Here is a 26,758-nt window from a genome sequence, read left to right on the forward strand (position 1 = left end):
TTTCGCTCACTTAGCGCCGTCCATGAGCGTAGAAACCGCACGACTGGAGGACATGGGAACGGAACTCGGCAAGGCAATCGCCGAGTCGCCGGAGTACAAGCGGTTCGAGGAGACCAAAGAAGCCGTCGAGAACTCAGAAGAGGCCCAGCGCCGAGTCCAGGAGTTCGAACAACTCCGCCAGGAGTTCATGCTCGCCCGCCAATCCGGCGAGGCGACCCAGGAAGACCTCCACCAGCTCCAGAACGCACAGGCCGACCTCCACGACCTGCCCGTGATGGACGACTACCTCTCCGCACAGGCCGACCTCGATGCAAAACTCGCAGCCGTAAACGACGCCATCTCCGCCGAACTCGCCGTCGACTTCGGTGAGAAGGCCGGTGGCTGCTGTCAGGACTGATTCTCCCGCTTTTGGGCCGGTTTCAGCGAACCCTGAGCCCCTGCGTCGTCCTGCGTGCGGGCGTGGCCCTTCGAAAGGTACAAACGCCCGGCTTTTGGACATAGGAGTATGGAACTGCGGGTCATCGAGAAGACGGAGAACGAACTCTCCATCGAGATTGCGGGCGAAGACCACACGTTCATGAACGTCCTGAAGGGCGCCCTCCTCGAACTCGAGGACGTCTCTGCGGCGACGTACGACATGAACCCCGAGCAGTCCGGTGGGCAGACGGACCCTATCCTCACCGTGAAAACGGTCGAGGGGGTAGACCCACTCGAAGCACTCGAAGCGGGTGCCGCCCGCGTTCGAGAAAAAGCAGCGGCCTTCCGCGACGCGTTCGAAGCAGCACAGTAAAAATTCGGTTTTCAGAGGCGCACTGGGACGTCCCGTTCTGCGAGATACTCCTTGACTTCCCGGATGCTGTACTCGTCGAAGTGGAAGATAGACGCCGCGAGCGCCGCGTCCGCGTTGGCTTCGGTGAACACCTCGTAGGCGTCCTCCGGCCCGCCACATCCGGAGGAGGCGATGACCGGGGTCGAAACCGCATCACACACCGCCGAAGTCAGCGGGATGTCGTAGCCGTCCTTCGTGCCGTCTGCGTCGATGGAGTTCACGAACAACTCGCCAGCGCCGCGCGCCTCTGCCTCTTTCGCCCACTCCACGACGTCCACGCCAGTGCCCTCGCGGCCACCCTTGACGGTACACTCGAACCAGCAGGACTCGCCGTCCACCTCAACGTAGTGTTCGCCCTGCTCGTCGAAAACGCGCCGAGAGTCCACACTGATGACGATACACTGGTTCCCGAAGGCGGCCGCGCCCTCGTTGATAAGTTCGGGGCGTTCGAGCGCCCCAGTCGTAATCGAGACTTTGTCTGCGCCCGCCCGGAGGGTCTCTTTGATGTCGTCTTTCGTTCGGATGCCGCCGCCGACGGTCAGCGGGATGAACACCTCGTCTGCCACCCGGGAGACGGTGTCGAGCATGGTTTCTCGGCCGTCGGAACTCGCGGTAATGTCGAGGAAGACGAACTCGTCTGCGCCCGCTTCGTTGTACGCTTTCGCCATCTCTACGGGGTCGCCGGTATACTTGAGGTCGGTGAAGTTGACCCCCGTGTAGACCGCCGCGTTCCCGTCGTCGTCCAGCGCCACGTCGATACAGGGGATGATCCGCTTCGTGAGCATTCAGTTGGTTTGGGCTAAGGAACCTCGGGGTTAGACTGTTTCGCCTGCGGTAACCACCCGACTCCGACATAGCAAAGTAGGACCGGGCGAATGTGCGGATATGGACGAGCATTCACACGACGACGATCACGGCGGTCACGGCGAACACCACGAAGGAGAATCGGTCGGCCGCGTCACCTCGCCGATGCAGGAGTTCACGATGGGACAGGTCACGACGGGGTTCATCGTCACGCTCATCGGCGTCGCCCTCGTCTTCGGCCTCGCGTTCGTGATGGCGTAGGTCAGGCCACGTTCTGTTCGACGTGTCCCTCGCCCCTTTCGAATCGCTCGCTCGACAATCCTGAAACGTCCACGAGCGACGCCTTCCCGTCGAAGACGAGCTCTGTGACTACGTTTCCAACGGCGGGTGAGTGCTGGAAGCCGTGGCCGGAAAAGCCAGCCACCGTCAGGAATCCCGGCATCGACTCCTCGATTATCGGGTGGTGGTCAGGGGTCACCGCGTAGAGGCCCGCCCATCCGCGGACGATGCGCGAATCGAGGCCGAAGTTGGTCGCGCAGTCTCCGGCGTTCTCCACCGCCCGCACCGCCCAGTCCATGTCCAGTTTCTCGCTGAATCGGTCCGGTGAGACGTCCCTATCAGCGTCAGCAAAGTGCCCGCCGACGATGGCCTGGTCCTCGCGCTCCGGACGGAAGTACGACCCGGTGTCGAGGTCGATGGTGAGCGGGTGGTCATCAGTGAGGGGAGTCTCGGGTTGGACAATCGCAATCTGCCGGCGTCGAGGTGCGATTGGCAGGTCGAGGCCGGCCATCGCGGCCAGGTCGCCGGCCCACGCCCCCGCCGCGTTCACGACCACGTCAGCGGTCAGTTCGCCGTCTGGCGTCTCGACGCCGACCACCACTTCGTCCTCGACGAGTACGTCTGTGACGGGCGTTTTCGTCCGAATCTCGCCGCCGGCCTCGGTCACGGCCTGGGCGAATCCCTGAACTGCCAAATTCGGGTCGGCGAAGCCGTCGGTCGGCGAGTACGTCGCGAGTACGAACTCCTCGGTGCGAAGCCCGGGGCAGTGGACCTCTGCTTCCGTCGGCGAAAGTACTTCGCTCGGAACGCCGCGCTCATTTTGCATGGCGACGTTTTCGCGGAAGGCGTCCGCGGTGTCCGCCTCGCGGGCCAGAAAGAGATAGCCGGATTTGCGATGGGCGATGTCCACGCCGAACTCGGCTTCGAAGGTGTCCCACACGGCCATGCTCGCCACCGAGAGGTCTACGTTTACGGGCGTCGAGAACTGCGCCCGGATTCCGCCAGCAGAGCGTCCTGTCGAACCACCGCCGAGACTTCCCTTTTCGAGGACGGTGACGGCCGCTCCGCGCTCCGTGAGATAGTGTGCACAGGCGAGGCCGACGACGCCGCCACCGACGACTACTGCGTCCATGGTTCGAGTTGACGTGGCGCGTGAAAAGCGTTCGGCTCTCGGTTAGTCGAGTTCGCGTTCGATAATCGCCCGCAGGTCGGCGATTGCGTCAGCCGAGGCGGCGAGGGATTCGCCGTTGACCGAAAGCGAGAGCGACCCGTCTGTGGTCGCCGTGCCGAGTTCGGACACCGGTGCGATGCCGTCGAATGCGGCCTTCACGGCGTCCGGGTTGGTCGTCTCGATGACAGCGCGACCGGGTTGCTCGTGGAACAGCAGCTCTGCGGCGGTGGCGTCGCCCTCTATGGGCAGGTCCGCGCCCGTCTCTGCTGTGACCATCTCCGCGAGCGTCACCGCGAGGCCGCCGTGGCTGGCGTCGTGGGCGGCGAGCGTCGCGTCCTGGTTGACGACAGCGGCGAGTGCTTCGACGAACGCCGGTGCGTTCTCGGGGAGCGCCGGGAAGTCGTCTGCGCCGCCAAACTGCGCGAGGTATTCAGACCCACCGAGGCCCGCGTCGTCGCCCGCGAGCACCGCGTCGCCGACGAGCAGGACCGTTCCCTCACCGGCGAAGAAGGCGGGCGGGGCAGCGTAGGTATCCTTCGTGCCCACCATTGCGAGCGTCGGCGTCGGGGGAATCGGGCCGGACTGGGAGTCGTTGTAGAGCGAGACGTTCCCGCCGACGACGGGAACCGAGAGGTCGGCGCACATGTCGGCGAGACCGTCCACGATAGCCTTGAAGCCGTAGTACACGTCCGGTTTCTCGGGGTTGCCGCCGTTCAGGCAGTCCACGGCGGCGAGCGGCGTCGCACCCTTCACGGCGAGATTCGTCGCGTTTTCGAGGGCGACCGCCCGCGCGCCCTCGTAGGGGTTCGCGCTCGTCCAGTTCGGGTCCGCACCCGCGGTAAAGGCGAGGCCCTTGTTCGCTTCGCGGATGGCGAGGACCGCGCCGTCCTGGCCCGGCCCGACCGCCGTGCGGGTTCCGACTTCGTGGTCGTACTGGCGGTAGACCCACCGCTTGCTCGCGGTGTTCGGGCTGCCGACGACTGCCTCGAAGGCGTCCGCGAGGTCGACCGCAGGCAGATCGCGTTCGACGCTTGCCGGCGCTTCGGTCGCGAGGTCGTTCATCGGTGCGCCCTCACAGAGGAACTGGACGGGCACGTCCACGACGGACTCGCCCTCGAAGGTACAGACGTAGCGTCCGGAGTCGGTCACTTCGCCGATGACCGAACAGCCGAGGTCGTAGCGTTCTGCGAGCTCCTCGACGCGAGCGACGTTTTCGGGGATGACCTCGTACACCATGCGCTCCTGGGACTCTGCGAGCAGAATCTCCAGGGGAACCATGTTCGGTTCGCGCTGATGGACGCGCTCGAGTTCGAGAATCGCGCCCTTCCGTCCTTTCGCGATGAGTTCGCTCGACGCGCCGCCGAGGCCCGCCGCGCCGAGGTCACGGGCCGCCTCGACGAGGTTCTCGTCGAGCAGGGCTTCGTTGCATTCGATGAGGAGCTTTTCCGTGTATGGGTCGCCGACTTGCACGGCAGGTCGGTCTTCGGTCTCCGCGTCCTCTGCGAGGTCTTCGGAGGCGAACGACGCGCCGCCGAGGCCGTCGCGCCCGGTCGAATTACCGACGAGGACGAGTTTGTTTCCGACCGACTGTGCTTCCGCCGTGACCATGCGGTCTGCGGGCAGGAGGCCCACGCACGCGACGTTCACGAGCGGGTTGCCCACATAGTCGTCGTGGAAGGCGACGCTTCCGGCCACCGTCGGCACGCCGATGGAGTTGCCGTAGTCGCTGATTCCCTCGACGACGCCCTCGAACAGGTAGCGAGAGTGCTCCCGGTCGAAGCCACCGAAGTAGAGGCTGTCCGCCAGGGCGATGGGGTAGGCTCCCATCGAGAGGGTGTCGCGGACGATGCCGCCGACGCCCGTCGCCGCCCCGTCGTAGGGGTCCACGTACGAGGGGTGGTTGTGACTCTCGATACCCATCGTGATGTACACGTCGTCGGTCAGTTTGACCACGGCCGCGTCGTCGCCTGGCCCGATGACGACCTGGTCGCCCTCGCTCTCGAAGGCGCTGAGCAGGGGGCGCGACGAGCGATAGGCGCAGTGTTCGCTCCAGAGGTTCTCGAACAGGACCTCCTCTGCGTCGGTGGGTTCTCGGCCCAACTCCGCAACCACGAGTTCCTTGTCCGACTCGGCAAGACTCATTCATCCTTCTGTTGAGATAGTCGGGGTAAAGTCCTTTTCATATGCACGAACGTGATTACTTTCGGGCTGTGGCGTGTCGGCCCGGCACAACGGCGGCCCAGTTCCGAGGTGCTTTTCAGGACCGCCGCGTAACCTCCGCTTGTGCTGTCGGTCGAGCTCCACACCCACTCTGCGCTTTCGTTCGACGGACGCGACCCGGTCGACCTCCTGTTAGAACAGGCCGCCGCCGTCGGACTCGACGCACTGGCCATCACAGACCACGACGAACTAGACGCCAGTCTCGAAGCCGCGCGGAAGGCGCCAGACTACGGCCTCGTCGGCATTCCGGGCATGGAAGTCACGAGCGCCGCCGGACACGTCCTCGCATTCGGTATCCAGGAAAAGATTCCGGCTTACCGTCCGTTCGACGAGACGCTCGACCGCATCCGCGAGCAAGGTGGCCTCGCGGTCGTTCCCCACCCGTTCCAGAAGTCCCGCAGCGGCGTCGCCCCGCACATCACCATGGATCAACTCGCGAGCGCAGACGCCATCGAGGTGTACAACTCGCGACTGCTCACGGGGCGGGCAAACCGCAAGGCAGAACGCTTTGCCAGGGCCCGTGGCCTCCCGATGACCGCTGGCAGTGACGCCCACATCAGTGAGATGGTCGGGCAGGCAGTCACCGAAATCGACGCCGACGACCGGAGTGTCGAAGCCATCCTCGACGCCATCCGCGAGGGCCGGACGAGCGTCGTCGGCCAGCGCACCCCGTGGCGTATCAGTTTCGCACAGGCCGCAGGCGGCGCGAAACGCCGCGTGAAAAACCGCTTTCTCTCGATAATCGACTGATGCAGGGCGCGGACCCAGCCACGGTCCGGCCGGCCCTCGACTCGAAGCAACCGCTTCTCGGAACCGGCGGGTTCGCGGGCGAACTCGACGGCGCGCTCGTCCGCGACGTGCTCGGCCGCTATCCAATCTTCTCAGAAGCGGACGACCCGATGACGTGGAGTTTCGACCACCGCGACCTCGATTCGCCCGACTTCGTGCCCGCCGGATGCAAGCGCACCGCCGACGGCGACGAGCAGGTCTGGACGCTCCCCGAACCTCCGCTGTTCGAATCCGGCCCGGAAGCGGTTTCGGCGGTCGGAACGGCCGTCGAAACCCGTCTCGCCGCACTCCCTGAAGAGACGCCCGTCGCGTTCTCCGGTGGCGTGGATTCTGCGGCCCTCGGCGCGTCCCTTGACGGACCGCTCTACGTTACGGGGTTCCCGGAAAGTCACGACGTGGCGGCGGCCCGTTCGGCCGCACGTATCCTCGGCAAAGACCTGACGGTCGTCGAAATCACTCACGAGCGCCTCGAAGCCGCGATTCCAGCGGTTGCCCGCGCGATTGGCCGGACAAACCCGATGGACGTGGGCATCGCGCTCCCGCTCTATCTCACCGCGAAGCGCGCCGCCGCTGACGGTTACGACACCCTCGCCGTCGGACAGGGGGCAGACGAACTGTTCGGTGGCTACGAGAAGGTAATCCGCGCAGACCACCGCGTCGAAGCGACCACCGTCAGAGGCGCGGCCCACGAAGTCATCGCCACGCTTCCCGACCAGTTGGCCCGTGACGTGCTCGCGATTCGGGCGGCGGGCGTCGAACCCATCGCCCCACTCCTCCACGACGACGTCGTCGAGGCGAGTCTGCGTCTGCCCGGCGGCCTGCTCGTGAGTCCGCGTGGCGAGCGAAAATTCGCGTTCAGGCTGGCCGTCCGAGAGTGGACGCCCGACCCCATCGCGTTCCGCGAGAAGAAGGCGGTTCAGTACGGCAGTCTCGTCGCCCGCGAACTCGACCGCCTCGCCAGACAGGCGGGCTTCAAAAAGCGCATGGACGACCACGTCGGGCAGTACGTCGAATCACTGCTGTAGGCCGGGATACGTTTTCTCCCGACACGCCGTAGTCTCTCGTATGGCCGTTCAATCCACTTCGAAGGTCGTCGTCCGTCGCTACACGAAAGAGATCTGGAGCGAGGGGAATGTGGAGCGCTGCCCGAAATTTTGACTCCTCACCAGGTGTTTCACAACCCTGCTGACTCAGGCGAGGAGGAACTTTCGGAGTTTGCGACGTTCATCCGACGCTACCGCGAAGCATTTCCTGACCTGCGCTACGACGTTTCGCACATGATCGAAGAAGGTGACTACGTCGCGTTCTGGGGACGGGTGACCGGCACCCACGAGGGACCATTCATGCGTCTGGAACCCACCGGAAAGCGAATCGACATCATGGGTATCGGTGCAGTGCGACTCGAAGACGGGAAAAACGCAGAACGGTGGGCGAACTTCGACATTCTCAGGATGCTCCAGCAACTCGGGATGGACACGCTCGGAGCTCTGTAACTACCGGTCGTTCTCGACCGCCTTGATTGCCTCGATGCCGTGGGCGATGACGTCCGAGTCGAGGTGGTCGCCGTCCTCGCGCAACTCCGCTGCGGTGAACCAGTGCCACGTCTCGATTTCGCCGTCTTCTGGCTGGATGTCGCGGTGTTCGACCGACCCGAAGTAGACGAAGTCGATGTGTTGGTGGCCGACGTGGCCGTCGCAGACGTTCACGTCCGCGAGCTGAAGGTGGGCGGGTTCGGGTAGCGGTTCGACGGTTGCAGAGGACGCGCCGGTTCGCGCTGCGAGCAGGGTCACGTCGAGACCGGTCTCCTCGCTGACCTCGCGGATGGCTGCCTCGTGGGGGAGTTCGTCGCGGTCGATGTGGCCACCGGGCGGGAGCCACATGTCGAGGCGCTTGTGGTCGTGGAGGGCGGTGGCTCCGTCGTTGACGATGTAGACGGTTGCAGTGTAGTGACGCGTCGTTTCCATGGGTCGAAAAACGCCGGAAAAACGGTCAGTGTTTCGCTTAGAGAACTTGCTCTTCTGCTTCGAGCAGTTCGTGATAGCGGTTTCGGATGGTGACCTCGCTGATGTTCGCGATGTCGGAGACCTCGCTCTGGGTGACCTTCTCGTTCGAGAGCAGCGCGGCGGCGTAGACGGCGGCGGCGGCGAGGCCGACCGGCGACTTGCCGCTGTGGACACCCTGCTCTTTGGCGGTTTTCAGGAGTTGGCGGGCACGCATCTCGACTTCGTCGGAGAGGTCGAGCGAGGACGCAAACCGCGGTACGTAGCTTTCGGGGTCCGCCGGACGTACCTCTAGTTTGAGTTCGCGGGCCACGTAGCGGTACGTGCGGGCAATCTCACTCTTGTCTACCCGCGAGACGTTCGTTATCTCGTCTAAGCTTCGGGGCATGTTCGCCTGCCGGGCAGCGGCATAGAGCGCCGCCGTCGCGACGCCTTCGATGGAGCGGCCGGGAAGGAGATTCTCGGAGAGCGCGCGACGGTAGATGACCGACGCCGTCTCGCGCACGTCCTTTGGAAGGCCGAGCGCCGAGGCCATGCGGTCGATTTCACCGAGCGCCTGTTTGAGGTTGCGCTCCTTGCTGTCACGCGTGCGGAAGCGCTCGTTCCACTTGCGAAGGCGCTGCATCTTCGCGCGCTGGCGGCTGCCGAGGGACTTCCCGTAGGCGTCCTTGTTCTGCCAGCTGATGTTCGTCGAGAGCCCCTTGTCGTGCATCATCTGCGTGGTGGGAGCTCCGACGCGGGACTTTTCGTCGCGTTCAGAGGAGTCGAAGGCGCGCCACTCCGGGCCGCGGTCGATGGTACCTTCGTCTACGACGAGGCCACAGTCCTGACAGACCGTCTCGCCGTGTTCCGTATCCGCGACGAGGTTACCACTGCACTCGGGGCAGACCAGCTCCTCCTCTCGTGTTCGCTCGGGCTCTTCTCGCTCGCTCGTCCGCTCATCGGTTCGGGTTCGAATACTCGTATCAGTCATTGTCTGGTGTATCAAACTGCAAAGAGAACTAGCAGAGACGGCGTCGATACACCGTTTTGTTGTATCTCGGGCGACTTAAATGCTTCGGGCGTTTCGCGGCTTCTGTCGCTCGATTTTGCCAGATTAACTGAATTCAAATTCACCTCGGGTCAACCCGAGTATCGAAACCCTTACCGACAGTCCGCGTGTGGTTTGACCCATGAGCGATACGGTTGTCGACGCAGACGAGGTCCGTCACATCGCGGACCTGGCGCGCATCGACTTAGACGACGAGGAGGTCGACCTGTTCGCAGCGCAGTTCGGTGACATCCTCGACTACTTCGGTGCGCTCGACGAGGTGCCCGAGGTCGAACAGGAGGCAGACCTGGTCAACGTGATGCGCCCAGACGAGGTCCGCGACGGACTCACGCAGGAAGAGGCACTGCAGAACGCTCCGGAGACGGAGGACGGCTACTTCAAGGGGCCGCGCGTCTCATGACGAAGTCTCTCAACATCTTCGTCACCGAGGAAACCATCGAGGGCGACGGCGACGGCCCGCTCGCGGGCAAGACCATCGCGGTGAAAGACAACATCTCCACGAAGGGCGTTCGCACGACCTGTGGCTCTGCGATGCTCGAAGACTACATCCCACCGTACGACGCCACCGTCGTCACCCGCCTCAAAGCGGCCGGTGCGACCATCGTCGGCAAGACCAACATGGACGAGTTCGGGATGGGGACGACGACAGAAACGTCCGCCTACGGGCCGACCCTCAACCCACTCGACGAAGACCGCGTGCCCGGCGGCTCATCAGGTGGCAGCGCCGCCGCCGTCGCCGCTGGTGACGCAGACCTCGCGCTCGGCTCCGACACGGGCGGGTCGATTCGGTGTCCCGCCGCGTTCTGTGGCGTCGTTGGCATCAAACCGACCTATGGCCTCGTCTCGCGCTACGGCCTCGTCGCCTACGCAAACTCCTTAGAACAGATTGGCCCAATCGCCTCGTCGGTCGAAGACGCCGCGGGTCTCTTGGACGTCATCAGCGGGCAGGACCCCCGCGACGCGACGACTCGGGAGAAACCGGACGTGACCTACGCAGACGCCGCGACCGGCGACGTGGATGGGCTCACCATCGGCGTCCCGACGGAACTCGTCGAGGGTGCAGACGAAGGCGTCGTCGAGACGTTCTACGACGCGCTCTCGGAACTCGAAGCCGAAGGCGCGACCGTCGAAGAGGTCACGCTTCCCTCCGTCGAACACGCCGTCCAGGCCTACTACGTCATCGCGATGTCAGAGGCCTCCTCGAACCTCGCCCGGTTCGACGGCGTGCGCTACGGCATCTCCGGTGGCTTCGAGGGCAACTGGAACGACGCCTACGCTCGCTCCCGTGAGGAAGGCTTCGGCGACGAAGTGAAACGCCGCATCCTGCTCGGCACCTACGCCCTCTCTGCGGGATACCACGACCGCTACTACAAAAAGGCACAGGACGCCCGCGAGTGGATCAAACAGGACTTCGACAGCGCCTTCGAGGACGTAGACGTGCTCGCGAGTCCGACGATGCCGACGCCGCCGTTCAAACTCGGCGAGAGCCTCTCCGACCCGCTTCAGATGTACCTCGCAGACGCGAACACTGTTCCCATCAACCTCGCGAACCTGCCGGCCATCTCCGTCCCGGCGGGCGAGACTGATGGACTTCCGGTCGGCCTCCAGCTAATCGGTCCGGCCTTCGGCGAGGAGACCATCATTCGCGCCGGCAGCGTGCTGGCCTGAGTCACGACAACCGCTTTTATCGCTGCCGACAACCGTGAGCTATGGCTAGCCAGTCTTCACAATCGATAGGCGTGTGGATTGCCGTCGGAACCGCCCTCGGCGCGGCCATCGACGTGGCGATAGACAACATCGCAGTCGGTCTCGGCGTCGGTATCGCACTGGGCGCGGCGCTCGGTACAGCCAAGCAGCGAAAAAGCAGCGAGTGACCGAGCCGGGCCTATCCGTTGTAGGCGAGGTTCATAATCCAGTGACTCAGGGCGTCACTGCGCGGGTCGATGTCTTCCTCTCCGATGAACGGCGAGAGCAGGTCGCCGGCCATCAACAGCGAGAAGTCGAGGTCCTTCGGGGCGGGCGTGACGAAGTAGGTCGTGTGACCGTTGTAGACGGCCTCTTCGCGGCGAATGAAGTCTTTTTCGAGCAGCGATTCGATGATGCGACTCCCCTTGCGAGAGTTCACGTCGAGTTCCTTCCAGAAGTCGCTCTGGTAGACGCCACCCGACTCGCGGATGAGTTCGAGTCCTGCGCGCTCGTCCTCGGAGAGTTCAGCCTCCGCTTCTGCCGTACTCATGGCTTGAACAAATTCCCCCGAGCAGGTTAAATCTGACCTTCGACCGGTTCGTACTCGGTCGTACACGGCGACCCGGCGGCAAAGTCGTAGGTCGCGTCGCCATCGCGGCCAATCGTGATGAGCGACGACGAGCGCGTCCCGTAGCCATCCTCGTGGATGCAGACGCCGTAGTCGTGGTCCGCGATGACCGTCTGTGCCCGTCTGAGCCAGGCCTCTGCGGTCTCTGCTGGTTTCGGTTCGAGCGTTTCGAGGAGCCGAATCGCGTTCTGCGACTGGATTTCGCCAGCGTCTGGGAAGCGGGGTGGCTCGAAGAATTCGCCGTCAACGCCGACGTTCACGACGACGTGGACGCCCGGGTCGAAGTTTCGAATCGTGCGACTGCCATCCCACTCGACCAACAGCGCGGCGTTCGCGTCGGCGAGCACGAGGTTGAAGCCGTCGTACTCGCGGGCGTCCAGTTCGCGCTCGACGAACCGGGTGGCCTCCTCTGCAGTCTCGTAGCGAAGCGCGTCTCTGACGAGCAATCCGCGGGAGCGTTCGGGAACGAGTTCGCCGGCCACCCAGCGGTTGGTGATGGCGACGAACACGCCGTGTTCGTTGTAGCCAATCCAGGTACCGCCCGCTTCGCTGTCGCCAGGGGCAACGATGATCGGGTCGCCGTCCCACGTCGTCGGCGGCGTCGAGGGGCGGTCTAATCGTTCGTCACGGTTGGCGGCGACGACGATTGGCGTGTCGTCGAACACCTGCCACGCGAGGGTGAGCGTACACACGAGTTCCTCTAGGCTGCCATCGCTTCTAAACCGTTCCTATTTTCGGTAGCAAACGGTACAACTGAGTACCGAAGGTGGCTGGACCTCACCGTGTTACTACTATCTATTTTCGTGCTTCTCGTGGGACGCACCGGGCGACTCAGTGGTCTTTCAAGTTTCGTTCCCGGCACCAGCAACGTGCAGGACGCGTCATCAAAGCACGCACACCAGCGGAACGGCTGGCTAGTGTGTATTGGCCTGTCACATGGGGCTCCTGAACGTTCGTGTAGACCGTGTGTGAGCCGTATGCGACGAGACTCTGTGCGGTCGAAGACCACTTAATGATTTGGATGTGATATTGTTCCAATCACGCCTGTTTGCTCCTTTTTTCAAGAACAGGTACGCTACCCTTGGCGTCACTCGGTCGCTTGAAGGAGGTCTCTGACCGCCTCGCGGGCCACCGTTCCCGACGCCGTTCGCGGCAGTTCGGCTGCGAACGCGACCAGCCGCGGGCACTTGAAGCCCGCGAGGAACTCCCGGCAGTGGGCGTCGAGTTCGTCGCGGGACGGCGTCGCATCCGGTTCCGGCACGACGAGCGCCCCCACGCGCTCGCCCCACTCCTCGTCGGGGACGCCGACGACGGCGACGTCGGCGACGGCCGGGTGCGAGAGAAGGACGGCGGCAACCTCGCCGGGGTCCACGTTCTCGCCCCCGGAGATGATGCGGTCGCTCCGACGGTTCAGCACCCACAGGCGACCAGCCTCGTCGCGATAGCCGACGTCGCCCGTGTGGAGGCCGTACTCTGAAAATGCCTCGACAGTCGCCTGGTAGTCGCCGTAGTACTCTTTCATCACGGTCGGGCCACGCACCACGAGTTCGCCGTGTTCCCCATGCTCGACTGGTTCGCCGTCTACGCCCACGACGGTCACCTCCGTGAACAGGAGTGGCTTGCCGACCGTCCCCTGGTGGACAAACGCTTCGGCGGGCGTCGCGGTTGCGATTTGCGAGGCCGTCTCAGTCATGCCGTAGGTCGGGTAGACGGGGACGGCCTCGCGCTCACAGCGGACGATGAGGTCGTCGCTCGCGGGCGCACCGCCGAGGAGGACGAAGCGAAACGAATTGAACGACACACCGGCGTCGAGCAGGCGCGAGAGCATGACCGGTACCAGTGAGATGCCAGTCGGTTCGTACTCCTCGACCGCGCGGCCGACTCGTTCCGGGTCGAATTCGGAGACGAGCACGACCGTCGAACCGTAGCGCGTGGCGCGGAGAATCGGCGCGAGTCCGCCCATGTGATAGAGCGAGAGACAGACCAGCCATCGGTCGCCCGGCAGGGTTCCGAGGCGGTAGGCGGAGGCCTCGGCGCTCGCCGCGAGGTTGCCGTGCGTGAGCACGACCGCTTTTGGTTCGCCGGTCGTCCCCGAGGTGAACATGATGACCTGCGGGTCGTCTTCGTCCCACGTCGCCGGCGTGACCGACCCGAGTGGCTGGGCGGCGAGTTCGGGGACGCTCCCCGCATCCTGCCGCGACACAGAGAGCAGTGTGGTGTCTGCTGATTCGCACGCGGACACGGCTTTCTCGGCGGTGGCCACACTACAGACGAGCGCGGTAAGGTCGGCCCGTTCGATTTGCGGCCGGAGTTCTGCCGACGTCAACCGCGTGTTGAGCGGGACCAACACGGCTCCAAGTCGCGCCGTCGCGTGAATCAATTTCACGAACTCGACGCTGGTATCGAGAAGCGTGCCGACGTGGTCGCCGCGGCCGACTCCCGCGCCGACGAGGTGGGCCGCAGTCCGGGAGACGGCGTCGTCGAGTTCCCGGTAGGTCCACGTCGCCTCCGAATCCGCCGCGACGAGTGCCGTCGCGTCAGCCGAAACGCTCGCACGATGGCGCAACCAGTCGTACATTACTCCTCCATCGATGCCGTGCCCGTATTTCCTTTTCCCTGCGGGACGCGAACCGCACCGTCGACGACGGGAGCGGGGTCCTCATCGAGGACGTCGGACGCGAGCAGGTCGGCGGTTGCGAGTCCGCACGCGCCGATGTCGGGAATGCTCGCGGCGACGTGCACGGCGGCGGTCCGCGCGACAGCTGCGTCGATGGTCGTCGTCACGACGGGTTCGACGCCTGCGGCTTTCGCCTGCATCGCCACCGCACGAGTCCGTTGGGGGCCGCCAAGGGCCATCGGCTTGAGCACCAGCACGTCTGCCGCCTCGCCCGCGAGTACTTCCTCGACGCTTCGTTCCGCGAGCGATTCGTCAAGGCCGATTTTCACGGAACCGCCACGGAGCGTCGCGTGTCCGGTGATGTCGGCTGGCGCGAGTGGCTGTTCGACCAGCGCGAGGTCCGCTTCAGCGAAGCCGTCGAGCGCGCTTCGGGCCGTCCGCCGGTCCCACGCCCCGTTCGCGTCCGCTCGGAGTTCGATGTCCGGGCCGACGGCGTCTCTGACGGCGGCCACACGCGCGACGTCCGCCGCCACGTCGGCGGTTCCGACTTTGAGCTTGAGCGTTCGAAAACCCGAAGCGACCGCCCGCTCCGCTGCATCGACGGTCGTTTCGAGGGACCCTGCGCCGATGGTAGCATTCACCGAGACGCGCTCGACTCGCTTCTCGCCGCCGAGATGGCGATAGAGCGGAACACCGGCGGCGCGAGCGCGGGCGTCAGCGATGGCGAGCGCGAGGCCGTGTTTGGCGGCCGGATTCTTCGAAAGTGCTGCTGTCGCCGCGTCGTACGCGCCGGTTTCGACTCGCTCGGCTACCGCGTTCAGCGCCGTTTCGCAGGCGTCGAGGGATTCGGTCCAGCCGGGAAGCGGCGTCGCCTCGCCGAGGCCGGTGTGGCCGTCTACGGACACGCGGACGAGGAAGCCCCGGCGGGCGGTGATGTCGCCGGCAGCGGTCGAGAGGGGCGATTCGAGGTCGAGTGAGTAGGGGATGAGGTCCATTAGAGTAAGGCGGGGGCGGCGAGGCCGAGGCCGAACAGGAGCGAGTGAATCGCGAGCAGTTGCCCGGTCTGTTCGAGCGCGGGGTTGAGTGCCGCGCCGTCAGTTCGGGTGAGGACCGTCCGCGCCACGCGCACTGCAATGGGAAGCGAAAGCAGTGGCAGGAGTGCGAACTGCGAGTAGGCGGGGTCGAGTGCGAACACGGCAGGGACGGCGTAGGCCACCGCGAGCATGAGAAGGTACTCGACGCGACTCCAGCGGTAGCCGAGTCGCACGGCGAGCGTGCGCTTTCCAGTCTTGGCGTCCGTCTCCTTGTCGCGGATGTTGTTCACGACGAGAATCGCCGTCGAGAGGGCGGCGGGAGCGAGGCTCGCGACGATGGCGGCGAGGGGAATCGTGCCCGGCGGAACGGTGAGCGGGATGCCCGCAATCGCGTCCACGGCCTGTACGTAGTAGGTTCCCGTGACGGCGACGAGACCGAAGAAGGTGAACACGAACAGGTCGCCGAGGCCGTGGTAGCCGAGGGGGTACGGGCCACCCGTGTATGCAATCCCACTTGCGACGCTCGCGAGGCCGATGACGACGATTGGCAATCCGCCGACGGAGACGAGGTACGTTCCGGAGACGATGGCGATGGCGAAAGTGAGCGCCATCGCCCGTTTGACGTCTTCGGGGGCGATGATGCCGGCTTGCGTGACCCGGGTGAAGCCCTGTCGCTCGTCCGTGTCCGCGCCCTTCACGGCGTCGTAGTAGTCGTTCGCGAAGTTCGTCCCGATCTGGATGAGAAGTGCGCCGAGGAGCGCGGCGAGTGCGGGGAGCGCCGAAAAGACACCGTCGTGTACGGCGAGCCCGGTGCCGACGATGACGGGGGCGGCCGCCGCGGGAAGTGTCTGGGGACGGGCGGCCATGACCCACGCCTTCGTCGGCGAGATGGTCGCGGTGTCAGTCATTCAGTTGGCAGTTAGGATGGCGTGGGCATAGCGCCTGTGGTTGCGGTGCGAAGGCGGAGGCGGTGCGGTAGTGGAGGCGTACGGTTGCCGTACGGACCTGTTGTGGAGTTGCCGTGCGGAGGCGATGCGGTGGCGGAAGCGGCGAAGTTACAGAGATTCGAGGAGAAAGCCCACGACTTCAGTCGTGGGATGCATCCGACAGTTCCCGAAACGGCCATATCGGAGCGTTTCATAGGTTGTGCTACCGAGTCTGAGGTAAGGATATGCATCCCACCGAGGGGGTAAATGAAGCCCGCTATCTCGGTCGGGGGCCGTACTGGCTCGGCCCACAACCCACCCATCGGTGAGGTGGGAACCTCTCCGTCGTGGAACCCCAGTCTGTGACTGGAACCCCACGACTGCAGTCGTGGGAGGAAGTCAGCTACCAGAACCGATTGCGCCAACAGCGCAATCGGCCTTTTTCGGGCACCTTTTTGCTCGGAGCGGTCCGCCGAGCAAAAAGGTGCGCTTCAGTAGTGCCACGGGAACCGCGAGAAGTCGGGGTCGCGCTTCTCGACGAAGGCCTCGCGGCCCTCTTTTGCCTCGTCGGTCATGTAGCCGAGGCGGGTGGCTTCGCCGGCGAACACCTGCTGGCCGACGAGGCCGTCGGTATCGAGGTTGAAGGCGAATTTGAGCATCCGCATGGCTGTCGGCGATTTCGAGTTGATTTCTGCGGCCCACTCCAGGGCCACGTCCTCCAGTTCCTCGTGGGGGACCACGTCGTTGACCATGCCCATCTCTGCTGCTTCCTCGGCGGAGTAGTCCTTGCCGAGGAAGAAGATTTCGCGGGCTTTCTTCTGGCCGACCTGATGGGCGAGATACGCAGAGCCAAAGCCGGCGTCGAAACTCGCCACGTCCGGGTCGGTTTGTTTGAAGATGGCCTTCTCCGAGGCGAGAGTCATGTCGCAGACGACGTGGAGGCTGTGACCGCCGCCGACGGCCCAGCCGGGGGTCACGGCGATGACGGGTTTGGGCATGAAGCGAATGAGGCGCTGGACTTCAAGGATGTGCAGGCGACCGGTCTCGGATGCGCCTTCCTCGTCACCTTCGTACTGGTAGCCGTCGTCGCCGCGGATGGTCTGGTCGCCGCCAGAACAGAAGGCCCAGCCGCCGTCTTTCGGGGAGGGGCCGTTACCGGTCAGGAGGACGCAGCCGACGTCCGTCTGGCGGCGAGCGTGGTCGAGCGCGGTGTAGAGTTCGTCAACCGTGCCGGGGCGGAAGGCGTTTCTGACCTCCGGGCGGTCGAAAGCGATGCGGACCGTGCCGTGGTCTTTCGCCCGGTGGTAGGTGATGTCGCGAAAGTCGAAGCCAGAAATCGCGTCCCAGCGGTCGGGGTCGAAGATGTCTGAAACCATACGTCCACTCGGGACGGGCGGCGCAAAAAGATTCTGCGACTCAGCCGACGACACCGGCGAGGTCCGTGTCCGCGAGAATGCGGGCCAAGTCGCGGCGTCGCATCGAAAGCCGAACCTGTCGACTTCGCGGGCGGGTTCGGGAGACGAGTGTCACCAGTCCGAGCGCGTCGAGGTCCCCGAGGGCGCTCGAAAACTGGGCACGGCCGGGGCAGGTACAGTCGAGGTTCGTCGCCAGTTCCAGCCCGCGTTCGTGGACGGCTTCGACCGGGGCGAACGCGTCGAACGAGGCGACGGCGGCAAGGGCCAGTCGCGCCTGTTGGGGGAGCGACTCGACCAGGTCAGCCGTATGGTCGAACTCGACGCGGGCCTGCGCCTGGCGGACGTGTGCTTCCATGACTCGCCCCTCGTCTGCCCGCTCTGCGAGTTCGCCAGCCACCCGAAGCAGGTCGAGCGCCCGGCGGGCATCGCCGTGTTCCTGTGCAGCCAGAGCGGCGACGAGCGCACACACGCCGTCTTCGAGAACGCCATCCTCGAAGGCGACGGCCGCCCGTTCTGCGATGATGTCACGGAGTTGCGTCGCGTCGTACGGCGGGAAGACGAGTTCGTCGCTCCCGAGCCGCGAGCGAATCCGTGGGTCGAGCGTGTCGGTGAACGTGAGGTCGTTGCTGATGCCCAAGACGGTCGCCCGCGAGCGTTCGAGGACGGCGGCGAGTTGGGTGAGGTTGTAGAGCGCGCTCGACCCGCCCTTCGTCGCCAGTCGGTCCACTTCGTCGAGAACGACGAGCAGCGAGCGTTCGACGCAGTCTGCGGCTTCGACGAGCGTGCCGTAGACGACTTCGGTTGGCAGACCGGTCATCGGGACCGGTGACGGGCCGGCGTCCGCACCGCCCACCTCGCGGTTTGATTCCACGAGCGCGTTCGTGAGGTGGGCGAGCACCTGATACTGCGTGTCCGTAACTTCACAGTTCAGGTGCACCACGTCCACCTGCACGTCGCGGCGCGTCCCGGCACGTTCGAGTTCTCGCGTGACCGAGCGGACACACGCCGTCTTTCCCGTGCCCGTCTTGCCATAGAGGAAGACGTTCGGCGTTGATTCGCCTTTGAGGGTTCCTGCCAGGAGGCGAGCGAGCGCGGCCACCTCTTCGGTGCGGTGTGGGAGGCTGGCCGGCGTGTAGGTCGGGCGGAGCTTGTCGCGGTCGCAGAACAGCCGATTCCTACGGAGGAGGTCGTCGAAAATCGAACCACTCAGCGTGGACTGGTCTGTGCCTGACGCGACCGTTTCGACGGGTGTGTTCGACTCGTGATGATTCATGATGTGCTCCGGGTCGGTGGCAGCCACAGCGTGTCCACTCCTGAATGACTGTTCCTGCACCGGTCCCGTTTCCCACCCACGGCGTGACCGCAGGTACACCTTCCATCGACCGCACCCCTCATAAATGTCTGTGAGACGTTCACACGGGGTCGGTCTGACAGGGGCGGGCGAAAACCCACACCCGTCGTGTCAATCGACGAGACTCGAACTGTCTTACGCGCCGCAGTCTCTTGGTTTTCGACGACTCGAAAACCGGTCGGTTGGTCGGGCGGACTCGGTGCAACAGGTGAAAAATCGACTCCGGAAGCCACGTCCGGGTCGCTGTCGTCCGCCGTCGCGGCCGTCTTACGTCGCGTCACTCGGGTCGCCCAACCGTGTCGCAGACCCGCCCGTGCAGGCGCTCGCGGAACCGGTGGCTGGTCGCCGCGTCCGTCTGAACTTCGATGACGCGCGTGCCGGACTCGCCAACCGACGCCGCGAACGCCTCGCGGAACGCGGTGCGGTCCGCTGCGCGCACGAAGTCGAGGTCATAGAGGTCGCTCGTCGCCTCGAAATCGAGTCCGTGTGGCGTCTTAAACTGGCGGGTGAACGGCGGGTCGAACTCCTCTATCGGGAGCATGTGGAAGATGCCGCCGCCGTCGTTATTGACGAGAACGATGGTCGCGTCCACTCCACAGCGAGAGAGCGCGAGCAGGCCGTTCATGTCGTGGTAGTACGCGAGGTCGCCGGTCACGAGCACCAGCGGGTCGTCGGTTGCACTCCCCGCACCGAGAGCCGAACTGGTGACGCCATCGATGCCACTCGCCCCCCGGTTTGCAAGGGCGGTAATCGCCGCCTCTCGGGGCTGTCCAAAGCGGTCCAGGTCACGCACTGGCATCGAATTCGAGACGAACAGCGTCGTCGGGTCGGGCGCGAGTTCGACTACGTCGCCGAGGACGGTGCCTTCGAAGAACTGCTCGTCGTGGGCCGATCCGACCAACTCCCAGTAGCGAGTTTCGGCGGCTTCGAAACGGGCAGTCCAGTCGTCTGCGGAACGCGAACAGCGGTCTGCGAGCGCCGCTGCGAACGGTGTCGGGTCAGCGACCACCAGGGCTGTCGCAGTGAACGTGGCTTCGCGCCACTCGCCTGCGGGGTCCACGACGAACTGCGTGGCCCCTGACTCTTCGAGGTAGGTTCGGAGCACCTTCGAGGTTGGCGACGCGCCAAAGCGCAAGACGACGTCCGGGGCGGGCCACTCGGCCGCCAGGTACGAATCGTAGCCGCCGCAAATCGGCCGCTCGGCGACGTGCGGCCCGAATCGAACCCGCGAGAGTGGGTCGGCGAGCACCGGCGCACCCGTCGCGTCTGTGAGGTTTGCGATGGCCCTCGGGGCCGGACCGTGGTCGTCCGGGCCGACGACGACGAGCGGGCGGGCTGCCGTGTCGAGTGCGTCTGCCAGTTCAGAGAGCGTGGATTCGTCGGCATGCGGCGTTCCCTGCTGCACCGATACGAACGGGCCGGTTCGCCCTTCCGCCGCGAGCGGGAACTCGGCAGCGAACCCCTCGGGGACGTCGTCCGGAACTTCGACGGGGTCGAGCGGTTTGCGAAACGGGACGTTCAGGTGAACCGGGCCGGGGTGGGGACCGGTCGCCGTCGTGACCGCTCTGGCGCAGTCGGTGCGGAGCGACCGCAGTTTGCGGTCCTCGACGGCCGGTTCGGGGAGGTCTCGATACCACCGGACCGCACTGCCGTACAACTTTTCCTGGTCTATCGTCTGGTTCGCGCCGCTGTCTCTGAGTTCGGGCGGGCGGTCTGCGGTCATGACGACGAGCGGGACGCGCGACTGTGACGCCTCGATGACGGCAGGATGAAAGTTCGCCGCCGCGGTGCCCGAGGTGCAGATGAGCGGTGTCGGTCGGCCCGTGCGCTTGGCCCTGCCGAGGGCGAAGAAGGCGGCAGCGCGTTCGTCGAGGTGCGAGAAGACGCGAATCTCAGGGTGGCGGTCGAAGGCGACGGTGAGGGGTGTCGAACGACTGCCGGGAGCGATGCAGACGGCGTCGACGCCGGCCTTCGAGAACTCGTCCGTGATGACCCGCGCCCAGAGTGTGTTTCGGTTCGGGGCGGTCATTCGAGTTCGTCTAACATCGGTCGGTACTTCAGTTGTATCTCGTCCCACTCGCCGTCGGGGTCCGAGTCGGCGACGATGCCGGCCCCGGCGAACAGGGTCGCTTCGTCACCGCGGGCAATCGCCGAACGAATTGCGACGACGAACGACCCGTTTCCGGCCGCGTCGAACCAGCCGACTGGCGCGGCGTACCACCCCCGGTCGAACGTCTCTGTCTCGCGAATCGTGCGTTTCGCCCGCTCTGGCGGGAGGCCACCGACGGCCGGCGTCGGGTGGAGCGCCTCGACGAGCGAGAGGACGTGTTCGTCACGCTTGAGTTCGGCCGTGATGGGCGTCTGGAGGTGCTGGACTGTGGCCAGTCGTCGAAGGCCGCGCTCGCCGAGCGAGACGCTCGAGGCGAACGGACACAGTTGCTCGCGGATGGTCTCTGCGACCACGTCGTGTTCGTGGCGGTCCTTTTCGCTCGCGAGGAGTTCCGCGCCGAGCCACTCGTCTTCCTCAGGCGTCTCCCCGCGGCCGGTGGACCCGGCAAGTGCCACGGTGGAGACGGTGCGTCCGCGCAACGAGACGAGGCCCTCTGGCGTCGCGCCAAAGAAGGTGCCGTGTTCGTCTGGGGCGACGAGGAATCGGTGACAGTCCGGGTACGCCTCCGCCAGTCGCGTGAGTGCCCCCGGCACGGAGAGGTCGTCTTCGAGCGTCGCGGTGAGTGCCTGCGCGAGGACGACCTTCGTGAGTTCGCCGCGTTCGATGCGAGCGAGGGCGGCCTCTACTTGCTCGGTCCACGTCTCGCGTGGGGTGGTCAGTTCGAGCGAGGCGACGCCGGGTTTTGCCGCGGTCGGCGGCTCTGTCGGGAGGTTTGCGAGCGACTCGCGTTCCTGTTCGAGCAGTGCATTGGCCGCTTCCGGGGTTGCTCCCGGTCCCGCGAGCGTGACCGTGAGATACGTCTTCTCGGCTGTCTGGGATACCTGTACTCGCGGGAGAATGAACTGGGCATCGGGGAAGCCCGCCCACGCAGAGTGCTCGTCGGTGGTCGGGCCTTCGTTGAACGAAAAGCCGCCGAACAGGCGGGGGCGGGCCGCCTCGGGGAGGCTTGTGGCGTTCGAACTGCGGGCGAACAGCGTCTCCGCCTGCGAGCGAATGTCGTCGAAGCGGGCGGTGCCCTCGGCGGTCAGGACGTCTGCTGCGCCGAAGGCGACGATCGTCGGTCCGTCGGGAGTACTCCACGCGATGCGCGGCGCGTCGGCGGCATCGAGCAGTCGGTGGAGGGAAAGCCGCTCGATTTCACACACCCGGCTTTCGAGGGTGGCGTCACCCGACGCGTGCGCCACCGTCTCGTCGCTGCGCAGGGGTTCCATTACCGGCATTCAGGGCTGGCGACTATTTAGCCTAACTATACCGTTCCTCGTTCCACGGGTTCGCACTCTGCGAATACCCGCGTTTCTCCCAGTAGCCCCGCTCTGACTCGGTGAGGAACTCGACGCCGTTCACCCACTTTGCCCCCTTGTAGGCGTAGCGGTGGGGCGTCACGACGCGCAGCGGGCCACCGTGGTCGGGTTCGAGTGGTTCGTCGTCGAACGCCCACGTAAACAGTACCTCGTCGCGCATGCACTCAGAGAGGGGCAGGTCAGTCGAGTAGTCGTCCATCCCGTAGAACATGACGTGGGTGGCGTCGTCGCGCACCTGCGCCACCTCTGCGAGCGTTGGGAAGGTGACGCCCGTCCACGTACAGTCGAGTTTGCTCCAGCCCGTGACGCAGTGGAAGTCCTGTAACTGCGTCTCGCTCGGCAGGTCGGTAAACTCCTCCCACGAGAGCGTGAGGGGGTTGTCCACCGCGCCCCACACCTCGAATTTCCACGTCTCGCGGTTCCACTTCGGCGTCCCGCCTTTCGACAGGACGGGAAACCGGGAGGTCTCTCGCTGTCCCGGCGGCAATCGTTTCTCGCCGAACTCCTGATAGAGGTTCGTAACGTCTCGCGCGCTCATACCCCGAGATACGTGTCGGATAGCCGTAAGAGTTGTCGATAGCACCGGTACTCACCGCCAGCGAGGGGGAGTTCCGCCTGACCCACCGACTCGTGTGGGCGTCGAAGTGACATCCTCTCCGTCGTAAACGACGGGGCTTCCCACACGCGAAGGCGTGCTGGTTTGGGTGGTTGCAGGTTTGCACTCCACTACCGCAGTCGGAGTCCGAATCTCCGAGCGCAGTCCCGTGAGGGTACTGGTGGACTGCTGGCGGTGCCACACCGCCGGTACTCCTCTCCTCACTCCCGCCCGAACCCGCCGTTTCGGTTCCGAAGGGTTCGGTTGGGCCGTCAGCGGACTCGGAGTTACTTCGACCGCGTTCCGAAGCCCGATGCTTGGTTTTTGTTCCCACGAGGGGCGCATCCCGTTGCCGGGGTGGGCGGACACTCGAACCGCCAGTTTCGGGCCATCGGGCACCGAAGGGGTCATAACCTTCGGGCCGACGGATGGTGGACGGTGGGAATCAATGTAACTCTTTGCCACACACAGACGGCGTTGACGAGAAGCAACGCGTCTCGTTCGCATCTCGCAGGACCACAGGTCCTGCGGACTCGTCGGAATCCAGCGGATACCGAGACACCAGAACGCAAAGTGTTCTGGGGACGCTGTATCCCCGTCCTTCAGGACGGGGTTTTAGCGCCTGCGTTCAAGATAATTGTTCGCAAAACAGTCAGCACGGTTCACGTAATACGAATCACCTCCCCGTCAGAGTTAAATACGGCTCCCACGAAGCGGCGACTATTCCGATGCCTAAAGTTGAGCTCACAATCCCGGAACACCTCGAGATGCAGATTACCCAGATGGTAGAACAGGGCGAATTCATGAACCGCGAAGAGGCGGTTCAGCAACTCATCTCAGCCGGGCTGAAGGCGTACAAAACGAGTGGTCACGTAGAGGACGAACCCGTCGGCGGCTTCGAAGACGACGGGATGATGGGCCACGAAGACGAGTACGTCTTCTAACACGTTTTGGCGGTTTGTGGTACTGATTGTCAGAAATTCTTAAGCGGCGTACTCGCCAAACACCCGCTAATGCACAAAGACGAACTGCTCCAGCTGCACGAGCAGATGGTGACCATCATGGAGAACTACGCCGAGATGTCGGGCGTCGACGCGAGCGTCTTCGACCCGTACTACCAGTTAGACGTCACGCCGGACGACGTTCACAAGTCGAAAAGCGAACACAAACACGCCGTGTTCGTCCTCGGCAACGCGCTCGCCAACGCGATGAGCGAAGACGAGTTCTCGAACGCCGGCCGCATCGGAAAGCGGATGGCTGAACTCGCGAAAGATGCGGAATCGAAGCTGTAAACTGACCCGTTCTCCCCGCGCCGTCCTCTCCAAACGCTGACCAGTCGTGCGGTAACTATTTGCCGTTATTCTTGGTTGTGAGACTATGGACCAAACGACCGTCGAACGAATCAGAGACTGGGAGGCTCGGTCGTTCGAAGGCGGCTATCGTGGCCTGCACGCGCTCGCGGACGACCAGTTCACGGGCGCGGTTGTGGCGGGCAGCGCGTGGCTCTTCATGCAGAATGGACGCGTCGTCGGCATCGCGGACGGGGCACTCTCGGCGTTCGAGGACGCGAGCGGCACAGCGTACGCCGCGCCGCACTCGTCGCTCCCGCTGCTCTATTTCATGCAACACGAGGGCGGCGAGACGCGCGCAAAGTACTACACAAACGACACGCCGCTTCGCGAGGTGGACGACCAACTGACGAGCGGCAACTTCAGTGGCTACGTCGAACTCTCGGACAACGTCCTCTCCGGTGACTACTATCTCGTCTACTACGCCGGGCGCTCGAAGGCCGTCGCGTTCGTGGGCAACAGCGGTCGAATGTTGACCGACGACGAAGCGTTCGACCGGGCAGCGGACGAAGTCGGCATCTACGCCGTCAAAGCGGTGGACGTGGACATCCTCGACATCCCTGACGTGGCGGAACCCGACTCGGCCTCGGCCACCGTCGTCGATACCGACGAAGCACCAGCGCAATCCACGTCGGATTCGCCGGACGGCGCGGACAGCACAGTCGAACCAGCGGACGACGCGGGAGCGACCGCAGGCGAGGCACCGCCGACCACCGAGGAAACGCCGACCGCGCCGGGTACCGACGCACGGGAGCCCACCGAGTCGGCGGCTGCCGCCAGTGAGGAGGCCGACGCAGCGGCCGAGGATGAGGAGATTGACGTGGGGACGGAGAGCCCGGGTACGACAGTCGATAACGCCGACGCCGCGTCCGACGACGCAGAGCCGACATCCCCACCAGACCCGCTCGCAGACCCGTCTGAGACGCCTCCGGACAGTCCGTTGCCCGACGACCGCGAACCAGCCGAAGTCAGCCGTGCTCCGGCGTCGGGGTTGAGTACACGGGCGCTCGAAACTCGGTCGATTCCGTCGCTCGACCCGGCGAAGACCGACGAGGGGGCCGGCGGGCGCATCGATACGGCCAACCGACCGGAGCGCACGGAGCAGTCGCTCGTCCGCGAGTCCAGTTCCCGGCGGCCGACCGGCACGCCCAACGCCCCGCCGAAACAGGACCCACCGCAGTCACCGCAACCGGATTCCGAAGTCGAGGACTTGCGTGCTGCACTCCAGAACCAGAAAAATGAGGTCGCGCGCCTCGAAACGCAACTCGAATCGGTGACCGACGACCGGGAAGTGTTGCAAGCAGAGCGCGAGGAGCTCGAAGCCGAAGTCTCCCGCCTCGAAGCCGAGGTTGCTCGGCTCGAAACGCTCTTAGACGAGGCACGGGAAAACGGCACGGCCGTCGGACGCGACGAGCGCATGACGCCCGCAGAGGCGCTTTCGGGAACCAATCTGTTCGTCCGGTACAACTCGAAGTCCAAGACGACCCTGCAATCCGTTCTCGAAGGCGAGGCGGAAGCGATGGACATTGTCGAGAACCTCCGCATCGAGTATCACACGCAGTTCGACGCCGCGGACGTGTCGGTCGATGGTCAGCAGTTCGAGGCGTTCCTCACGGAGACGGTGCAGTATCGATTCGTCGAGTGGCTCACGCGCTCGTTGTTGTTCGAGATACGCGATACGGGCAACGAGGAGGCAGTGCGCGAACTGTTCGCCGCGATACCGAAAATCGACCGCGCCGAACTCAACGCGAAGGTGAGCATCAGGTACCAGCAGGATGGCGAGGAACACAGAGAGCAACTCACCTTCGACGTCGTCCTGCGCGACCGGATGGGTAATCCGCTCGTCGTCGCGGACTTCAACGACTCGCGCGACCCGGCGACCGAATCGATGCTCGCCTCGCTGATTACGGAGGGCAGTCGCGTCGCAGAGACCGCAGACAGCCTGAGCGCTGCGTTCTTCGTCACGTCGAGTTTCTACGACCCGGACGCGCTCGAAACGGCGTCCGACGCGACGGGTGGCGGCCTGCTCAGTCGTGACAAGCGCAAGAGCTACGTGAAGTTATCGCGCAAGCAGGGCTACCACCTCTGTCTCGTCGAAGCACGGGGCGGGGAGTTCTACATGAACCTCCCCGAACTGTAGCGGGGCAGAGAATCGACTGCCCGGGCTAAAGAGAGGAGTCTGCGCAGTGCAGACGGAGTTTCAACAGCGAGCGAAGAACGGTTACGCGAGTTCGGTCGCGCCTTCGATTTTCATTCCTTCGAGCTTTTCGATAATCTGGTCGACCTTCCCGTCTAAGTCGGAGACGAACTCCTTCGTGCGGTCGGTCGTGATAGCGCCCTGGCTCGACGGCTCGATGAGGTTCTCCTCTTCGAGCACGCGGAGAGAGTAGCGGACCTTGTGGTGCGGGTACCCGGTTTCGTTGGACATCTTCACGATCCCAATTGGTTCGTTTTCGATGACCATCTTCAGGACTTGAAGGTGACGTTCCAGCATGTCGACTTCCTTCTCAAGTCGGTCTATCATGGCATTTGTTAACTTGTGT

At 64.6% G+C, this 26,758-nt stretch carries 28 protein-coding genes; 12 read left to right on the plus strand and 16 right to left on the minus strand.

What is annotated here, in order from left to right; genetic code table 11:
* The first annotated feature begins 22 nt into the window (after window positions 1-22).
* Together P0648_RS08510 and P0648_RS08515 are read left to right on the plus strand one after the other, a co-directional pair.
* The gene (locus P0648_RS08510) at window positions 23-397 is read left to right on the plus strand and encodes a YlbF family regulator (RefSeq protein ID WP_276247699.1); all 375 of its coding nucleotides are present in this window, start codon (window positions 23-25) and stop codon (window positions 395-397) included.
* Window positions 398-505: 108 nt separating this feature from the next.
* A complete protein-coding gene (locus P0648_RS08515; RefSeq protein ID WP_277503542.1) occupies window positions 506-790 on the plus strand; it encodes a DNA-directed RNA polymerase subunit L in 285 nt (94 codons plus the stop codon).
* Between the two features lie 11 nt (window positions 791-801).
* On the opposite strand, the gene hisF is transcribed toward P0648_RS08515, so the two are convergent.
* Entirely contained in the window at window positions 802-1,614 is an 813-nt protein-coding gene (gene hisF, locus P0648_RS08520; RefSeq protein WP_277503545.1) for an imidazole glycerol phosphate synthase subunit HisF, read from the minus strand.
* Window positions 1,615-1,714: 100 nt separating this feature from the next.
* Here hisF and P0648_RS08525 point away from each other — a divergent pair, with 100 nt between their 5' ends.
* Window positions 1,715-1,894: a hypothetical protein gene (locus tag P0648_RS08525; protein WP_277503547.1), complete on the plus strand. Its 180-nt coding sequence runs from the start codon at window positions 1,715-1,717 to the stop codon at window positions 1,892-1,894.
* Window position 1,895: 1 nt separating this feature from the next.
* Here P0648_RS08525 and P0648_RS08530 read toward each other — a convergent pair whose 3' ends face one another.
* Together P0648_RS08530 and purL are read right to left on the minus strand one after the other, a co-directional pair.
* The gene (locus P0648_RS08530) at window positions 1,896-3,044 is read right to left on the minus strand and encodes an FAD-binding oxidoreductase (RefSeq protein WP_277503549.1); all 1,149 of its coding nucleotides are present in this window, start codon (window positions 3,042-3,044) and stop codon (window positions 1,896-1,898) included.
* Between the two features lie 42 nt (window positions 3,045-3,086).
* Window positions 3,087-5,225, minus strand: coding sequence for a phosphoribosylformylglycinamidine synthase subunit PurL (purL, locus tag P0648_RS08535; RefSeq protein WP_277503550.1), 2,139 nt, complete (start codon window positions 5,223-5,225; stop codon window positions 3,087-3,089).
* Between the two features lie 141 nt (window positions 5,226-5,366).
* Here purL and P0648_RS08540 point away from each other — a divergent pair, with 141 nt between their 5' ends.
* The 3 genes from P0648_RS08540 (at window position 5,367) to P0648_RS08550 (ending at window position 7,585) form a co-directional block, all read left to right on the plus strand.
* Window positions 5,367-6,053, plus strand: coding sequence for a PHP domain-containing protein (locus tag P0648_RS08540; RefSeq protein WP_276247693.1), 687 nt, complete (start codon window positions 5,367-5,369; stop codon window positions 6,051-6,053).
* Window positions 6,053-7,117, plus strand: a complete 1,065-nt coding sequence (locus P0648_RS08545; protein ID WP_277503552.1) for an asparagine synthase C-terminal domain-containing protein — start codon at window positions 6,053-6,055, stop codon at window positions 7,115-7,117. Before P0648_RS08540 ends, P0648_RS08545 begins: the two co-directional genes overlap by 1 nt.
* Before the next feature lie 129 nt (window positions 7,118-7,246).
* Entirely contained in the window at window positions 7,247-7,585 is a 339-nt protein-coding gene (locus P0648_RS08550) for an ester cyclase (protein ID WP_369685654.1), read from the plus strand.
* Here P0648_RS08550 and P0648_RS08555 read toward each other — a convergent pair whose 3' ends face one another.
* Window positions 7,586-8,056: an NUDIX hydrolase gene (locus tag P0648_RS08555; RefSeq protein WP_276247691.1), complete on the minus strand. Its 471-nt coding sequence runs from the start codon at window positions 8,054-8,056 to the stop codon at window positions 7,586-7,588. It lies immediately after the preceding gene.
* Window positions 8,057-8,093: 37 nt separating this feature from the next.
* Entirely contained in the window at window positions 8,094-9,065 is a 972-nt protein-coding gene (locus P0648_RS08560; RefSeq protein WP_276247690.1) for a transcription initiation factor IIB family protein, read from the minus strand.
* A 199-nt stretch (window positions 9,066-9,264) separates the two neighbouring features.
* Here P0648_RS08560 and gatC point away from each other — a divergent pair, with 199 nt between their 5' ends.
* The 3 genes from gatC to P0648_RS08575 are packed head-to-tail and all read left to right on the plus strand — an operon-like array spanning window position 9,265 to window position 11,017.
* Entirely contained in the window at window positions 9,265-9,543 is a 279-nt protein-coding gene (gene gatC, locus P0648_RS08565) for an Asp-tRNA(Asn)/Glu-tRNA(Gln) amidotransferase subunit GatC (protein ID WP_276247689.1), read from the plus strand.
* Window positions 9,540-10,811, plus strand: a complete 1,272-nt coding sequence (gene gatA, locus P0648_RS08570; protein ID WP_277503555.1) for an Asp-tRNA(Asn)/Glu-tRNA(Gln) amidotransferase subunit GatA — start codon at window positions 9,540-9,542, stop codon at window positions 10,809-10,811. The genes gatC and gatA overlap by 4 nt, the downstream gene beginning before the upstream one ends.
* Before the next feature lie 41 nt (window positions 10,812-10,852).
* Complete coding sequence (locus P0648_RS08575; protein WP_277503556.1) at window positions 10,853-11,017, plus strand: hypothetical protein; 165 nt, start codon at window positions 10,853-10,855, stop codon at window positions 11,015-11,017.
* 11 nt (window positions 11,018-11,028) lie between these two features.
* Here the strand turns inward: P0648_RS08575 and P0648_RS08580 are convergent, their stop codons facing one another.
* The 10 genes from P0648_RS08580 to P0648_RS08625 all read right to left on the minus strand — a co-directional run bounded on the left by P0648_RS08580 (window position 11,029) and on the right by P0648_RS08625 (window position 22,809).
* Window positions 11,029-11,379 carry a MarR family transcriptional regulator gene (locus P0648_RS08580; protein WP_276247686.1) on the minus strand — a complete coding sequence of 117 codons (351 nt, stop codon included), beginning with the start codon at window positions 11,377-11,379 and terminating at the stop codon, window positions 11,029-11,031.
* A 26-nt stretch (window positions 11,380-11,405) separates the two neighbouring features.
* Complete coding sequence (locus P0648_RS08585) at window positions 11,406-12,149, minus strand: NRDE family protein (protein ID WP_277503558.1); 744 nt, start codon at window positions 12,147-12,149, stop codon at window positions 11,406-11,408.
* Window positions 12,150-12,544: 395 nt separating this feature from the next.
* Window positions 12,545-14,035, minus strand: coding sequence for an o-succinylbenzoate--CoA ligase (gene menE / locus P0648_RS08590; RefSeq protein ID WP_277503560.1), 1,491 nt, complete (start codon window positions 14,033-14,035; stop codon window positions 12,545-12,547).
* The gene (locus P0648_RS08595; protein WP_277503561.1) at window positions 14,035-15,069 is read right to left on the minus strand and encodes a mandelate racemase/muconate lactonizing enzyme family protein; all 1,035 of its coding nucleotides are present in this window, start codon (window positions 15,067-15,069) and stop codon (window positions 14,035-14,037) included. Before P0648_RS08595 ends, menE begins: the two co-directional genes overlap by 1 nt.
* Window positions 15,069-16,016, minus strand: a complete 948-nt coding sequence (locus P0648_RS08600; RefSeq protein WP_277503562.1) for a 1,4-dihydroxy-2-naphthoate polyprenyltransferase — start codon at window positions 16,014-16,016, stop codon at window positions 15,069-15,071. The genes P0648_RS08595 and P0648_RS08600 overlap by 1 nt, the downstream gene beginning before the upstream one ends.
* A gap of 509 nt (window positions 16,017-16,525) precedes the next feature.
* Window positions 16,526-17,410 (minus strand): 1,4-dihydroxy-2-naphthoyl-CoA synthase, encoded by an 885-nt coding sequence (locus tag P0648_RS08605; RefSeq protein ID WP_276247681.1) that lies wholly within the window; start codon window positions 17,408-17,410, stop codon window positions 16,526-16,528.
* Between the two features lie 40 nt (window positions 17,411-17,450).
* Window positions 17,451-18,749 carry a Cdc6/Cdc18 family protein gene (locus P0648_RS08610; RefSeq protein ID WP_277503563.1) on the minus strand — a complete coding sequence of 433 codons (1,299 nt, stop codon included), beginning with the start codon at window positions 18,747-18,749 and terminating at the stop codon, window positions 17,451-17,453.
* Between the two features lie 328 nt (window positions 18,750-19,077).
* The gene (gene menD / locus P0648_RS08615; protein WP_277503564.1) at window positions 19,078-20,829 is read right to left on the minus strand and encodes a 2-succinyl-5-enolpyruvyl-6-hydroxy-3-cyclohexene-1-carboxylic-acid synthase; all 1,752 of its coding nucleotides are present in this window, start codon (window positions 20,827-20,829) and stop codon (window positions 19,078-19,080) included.
* On the minus strand, window positions 20,826-22,181 hold the full coding sequence (locus P0648_RS08620; RefSeq protein ID WP_276247678.1) for an isochorismate synthase MenF: 1,356 nt from the start codon (window positions 22,179-22,181) through the stop codon (window positions 20,826-20,828). Before P0648_RS08620 ends, menD begins: the two co-directional genes overlap by 4 nt.
* A 31-nt stretch (window positions 22,182-22,212) precedes the next feature.
* Window positions 22,213-22,809 (minus strand): sulfite oxidase-like oxidoreductase, encoded by a 597-nt coding sequence (locus P0648_RS08625; protein ID WP_276247677.1) that lies wholly within the window; start codon window positions 22,807-22,809, stop codon window positions 22,213-22,215.
* A gap of 785 nt (window positions 22,810-23,594) precedes the next feature.
* On the opposite strand from P0648_RS08625, the gene P0648_RS08630 reads away from it, so the two are divergent.
* From P0648_RS08630 to P0648_RS08640, 3 genes are all read left to right on the plus strand, one after another.
* Entirely contained in the window at window positions 23,595-23,810 is a 216-nt protein-coding gene (locus P0648_RS08630) for a ribbon-helix-helix domain-containing protein (protein WP_276247676.1), read from the plus strand.
* A gap of 69 nt (window positions 23,811-23,879) precedes the next feature.
* Entirely contained in the window at window positions 23,880-24,158 is a 279-nt protein-coding gene (locus P0648_RS08635) for a UPF0058 family protein (protein ID WP_276247675.1), read from the plus strand.
* 85 nt (window positions 24,159-24,243) lie between these two features.
* Window positions 24,244-26,355, plus strand: a complete 2,112-nt coding sequence (locus P0648_RS08640) for a hypothetical protein (RefSeq protein WP_277503569.1) — start codon at window positions 24,244-24,246, stop codon at window positions 26,353-26,355.
* 81 nt (window positions 26,356-26,436) lie between these two features.
* Here the strand turns inward: P0648_RS08640 and P0648_RS08645 are convergent, their stop codons facing one another.
* Window positions 26,437-26,739: a hypothetical protein gene (locus tag P0648_RS08645; protein ID WP_276247673.1), complete on the minus strand. Its 303-nt coding sequence runs from the start codon at window positions 26,737-26,739 to the stop codon at window positions 26,437-26,439.
* Window positions 26,740-26,758: the final 19 nt, after the last annotated feature.

The sequence above is a fragment of the Haladaptatus sp. DYSN1 genome, from assembly GCF_029489995.1.
Classification (GTDB): Archaea; Halobacteriota; Halobacteria; order Halobacteriales; family Halococcaceae; genus QDMS2.

Bases quoted from the DNA above. Each gene is read 5' to 3' on its own strand.
- gatA (WP_277503555.1), top strand. From the start codon at position 9,540: ATGACGAAGTCTCTCAACATCTTCGTCACCGAGGAAACCATCGAGGGC.
- P0648_RS08630 (WP_276247676.1), top strand. From the start codon at position 23,595: ATGCCTAAAGTTGAGCTCACAATCCCGGAACACCTCGAGATGCAGATT.
- P0648_RS08580 (WP_276247686.1), bottom strand. From the start codon at position 11,379: ATGAGTACGGCAGAAGCGGAGGCTGAACTCTCCGAGGACGAGCGCGCA.
- P0648_RS08625 (WP_276247677.1), bottom strand. From the start codon at position 22,809: ATGAGCGCGCGAGACGTTACGAACCTCTATCAGGAGTTCGGCGAGAAA.
- P0648_RS08575 (WP_277503556.1), top strand. From the start codon at position 10,853: ATGGCTAGCCAGTCTTCACAATCGATAGGCGTGTGGATTGCCGTCGGA.
- P0648_RS08555 (WP_276247691.1), bottom strand. From the start codon at position 8,056: ATGGAAACGACGCGTCACTACACTGCAACCGTCTACATCGTCAACGAC.
- P0648_RS08510 (WP_276247699.1), top strand. From the start codon at position 23: ATGAGCGTAGAAACCGCACGACTGGAGGACATGGGAACGGAACTCGGC.
- P0648_RS08530 (WP_277503549.1), bottom strand. From the start codon at position 3,044: ATGGACGCAGTAGTCGTCGGTGGCGGCGTCGTCGGCCTCGCCTGTGCA.
- menE (WP_277503560.1), bottom strand. From the start codon at position 14,035: ATGTACGACTGGTTGCGCCATCGTGCGAGCGTTTCGGCTGACGCGACG.
- P0648_RS08640 (WP_277503569.1), top strand. From the start codon at position 24,244: ATGGACCAAACGACCGTCGAACGAATCAGAGACTGGGAGGCTCGGTCG.
- P0648_RS08635 (WP_276247675.1), top strand. From the start codon at position 23,880: ATGCACAAAGACGAACTGCTCCAGCTGCACGAGCAGATGGTGACCATC.
- P0648_RS08595 (WP_277503561.1), bottom strand. From the start codon at position 15,069: ATGGACCTCATCCCCTACTCACTCGACCTCGAATCGCCCCTCTCGACC.
- P0648_RS08525 (WP_277503547.1), top strand. From the start codon at position 1,715: ATGGACGAGCATTCACACGACGACGATCACGGCGGTCACGGCGAACAC.
- menD (WP_277503564.1), bottom strand. From the start codon at position 20,829: ATGACCGCCCCGAACCGAAACACACTCTGGGCGCGGGTCATCACGGAC.
- gatC (WP_276247689.1), top strand. From the start codon at position 9,265: ATGAGCGATACGGTTGTCGACGCAGACGAGGTCCGTCACATCGCGGAC.
- P0648_RS08560 (WP_276247690.1), bottom strand. From the start codon at position 9,065: ATGACTGATACGAGTATTCGAACCCGAACCGATGAGCGGACGAGCGAG.
- P0648_RS08515 (WP_277503542.1), top strand. From the start codon at position 506: ATGGAACTGCGGGTCATCGAGAAGACGGAGAACGAACTCTCCATCGAG.
- purL (WP_277503550.1), bottom strand. From the start codon at position 5,225: ATGAGTCTTGCCGAGTCGGACAAGGAACTCGTGGTTGCGGAGTTGGGC.
- P0648_RS08605 (WP_276247681.1), bottom strand. From the start codon at position 17,410: ATGGTTTCAGACATCTTCGACCCCGACCGCTGGGACGCGATTTCTGGC.
- P0648_RS08600 (WP_277503562.1), bottom strand. From the start codon at position 16,016: ATGACTGACACCGCGACCATCTCGCCGACGAAGGCGTGGGTCATGGCC.
- P0648_RS08620 (WP_276247678.1), bottom strand. From the start codon at position 22,181: ATGGAACCCCTGCGCAGCGACGAGACGGTGGCGCACGCGTCGGGTGAC.
- hisF (WP_277503545.1), bottom strand. From the start codon at position 1,614: ATGCTCACGAAGCGGATCATCCCCTGTATCGACGTGGCGCTGGACGAC.
- P0648_RS08645 (WP_276247673.1), bottom strand. From the start codon at position 26,739: ATGATAGACCGACTTGAGAAGGAAGTCGACATGCTGGAACGTCACCTT.
- P0648_RS08545 (WP_277503552.1), top strand. From the start codon at position 6,053: ATGCAGGGCGCGGACCCAGCCACGGTCCGGCCGGCCCTCGACTCGAAG.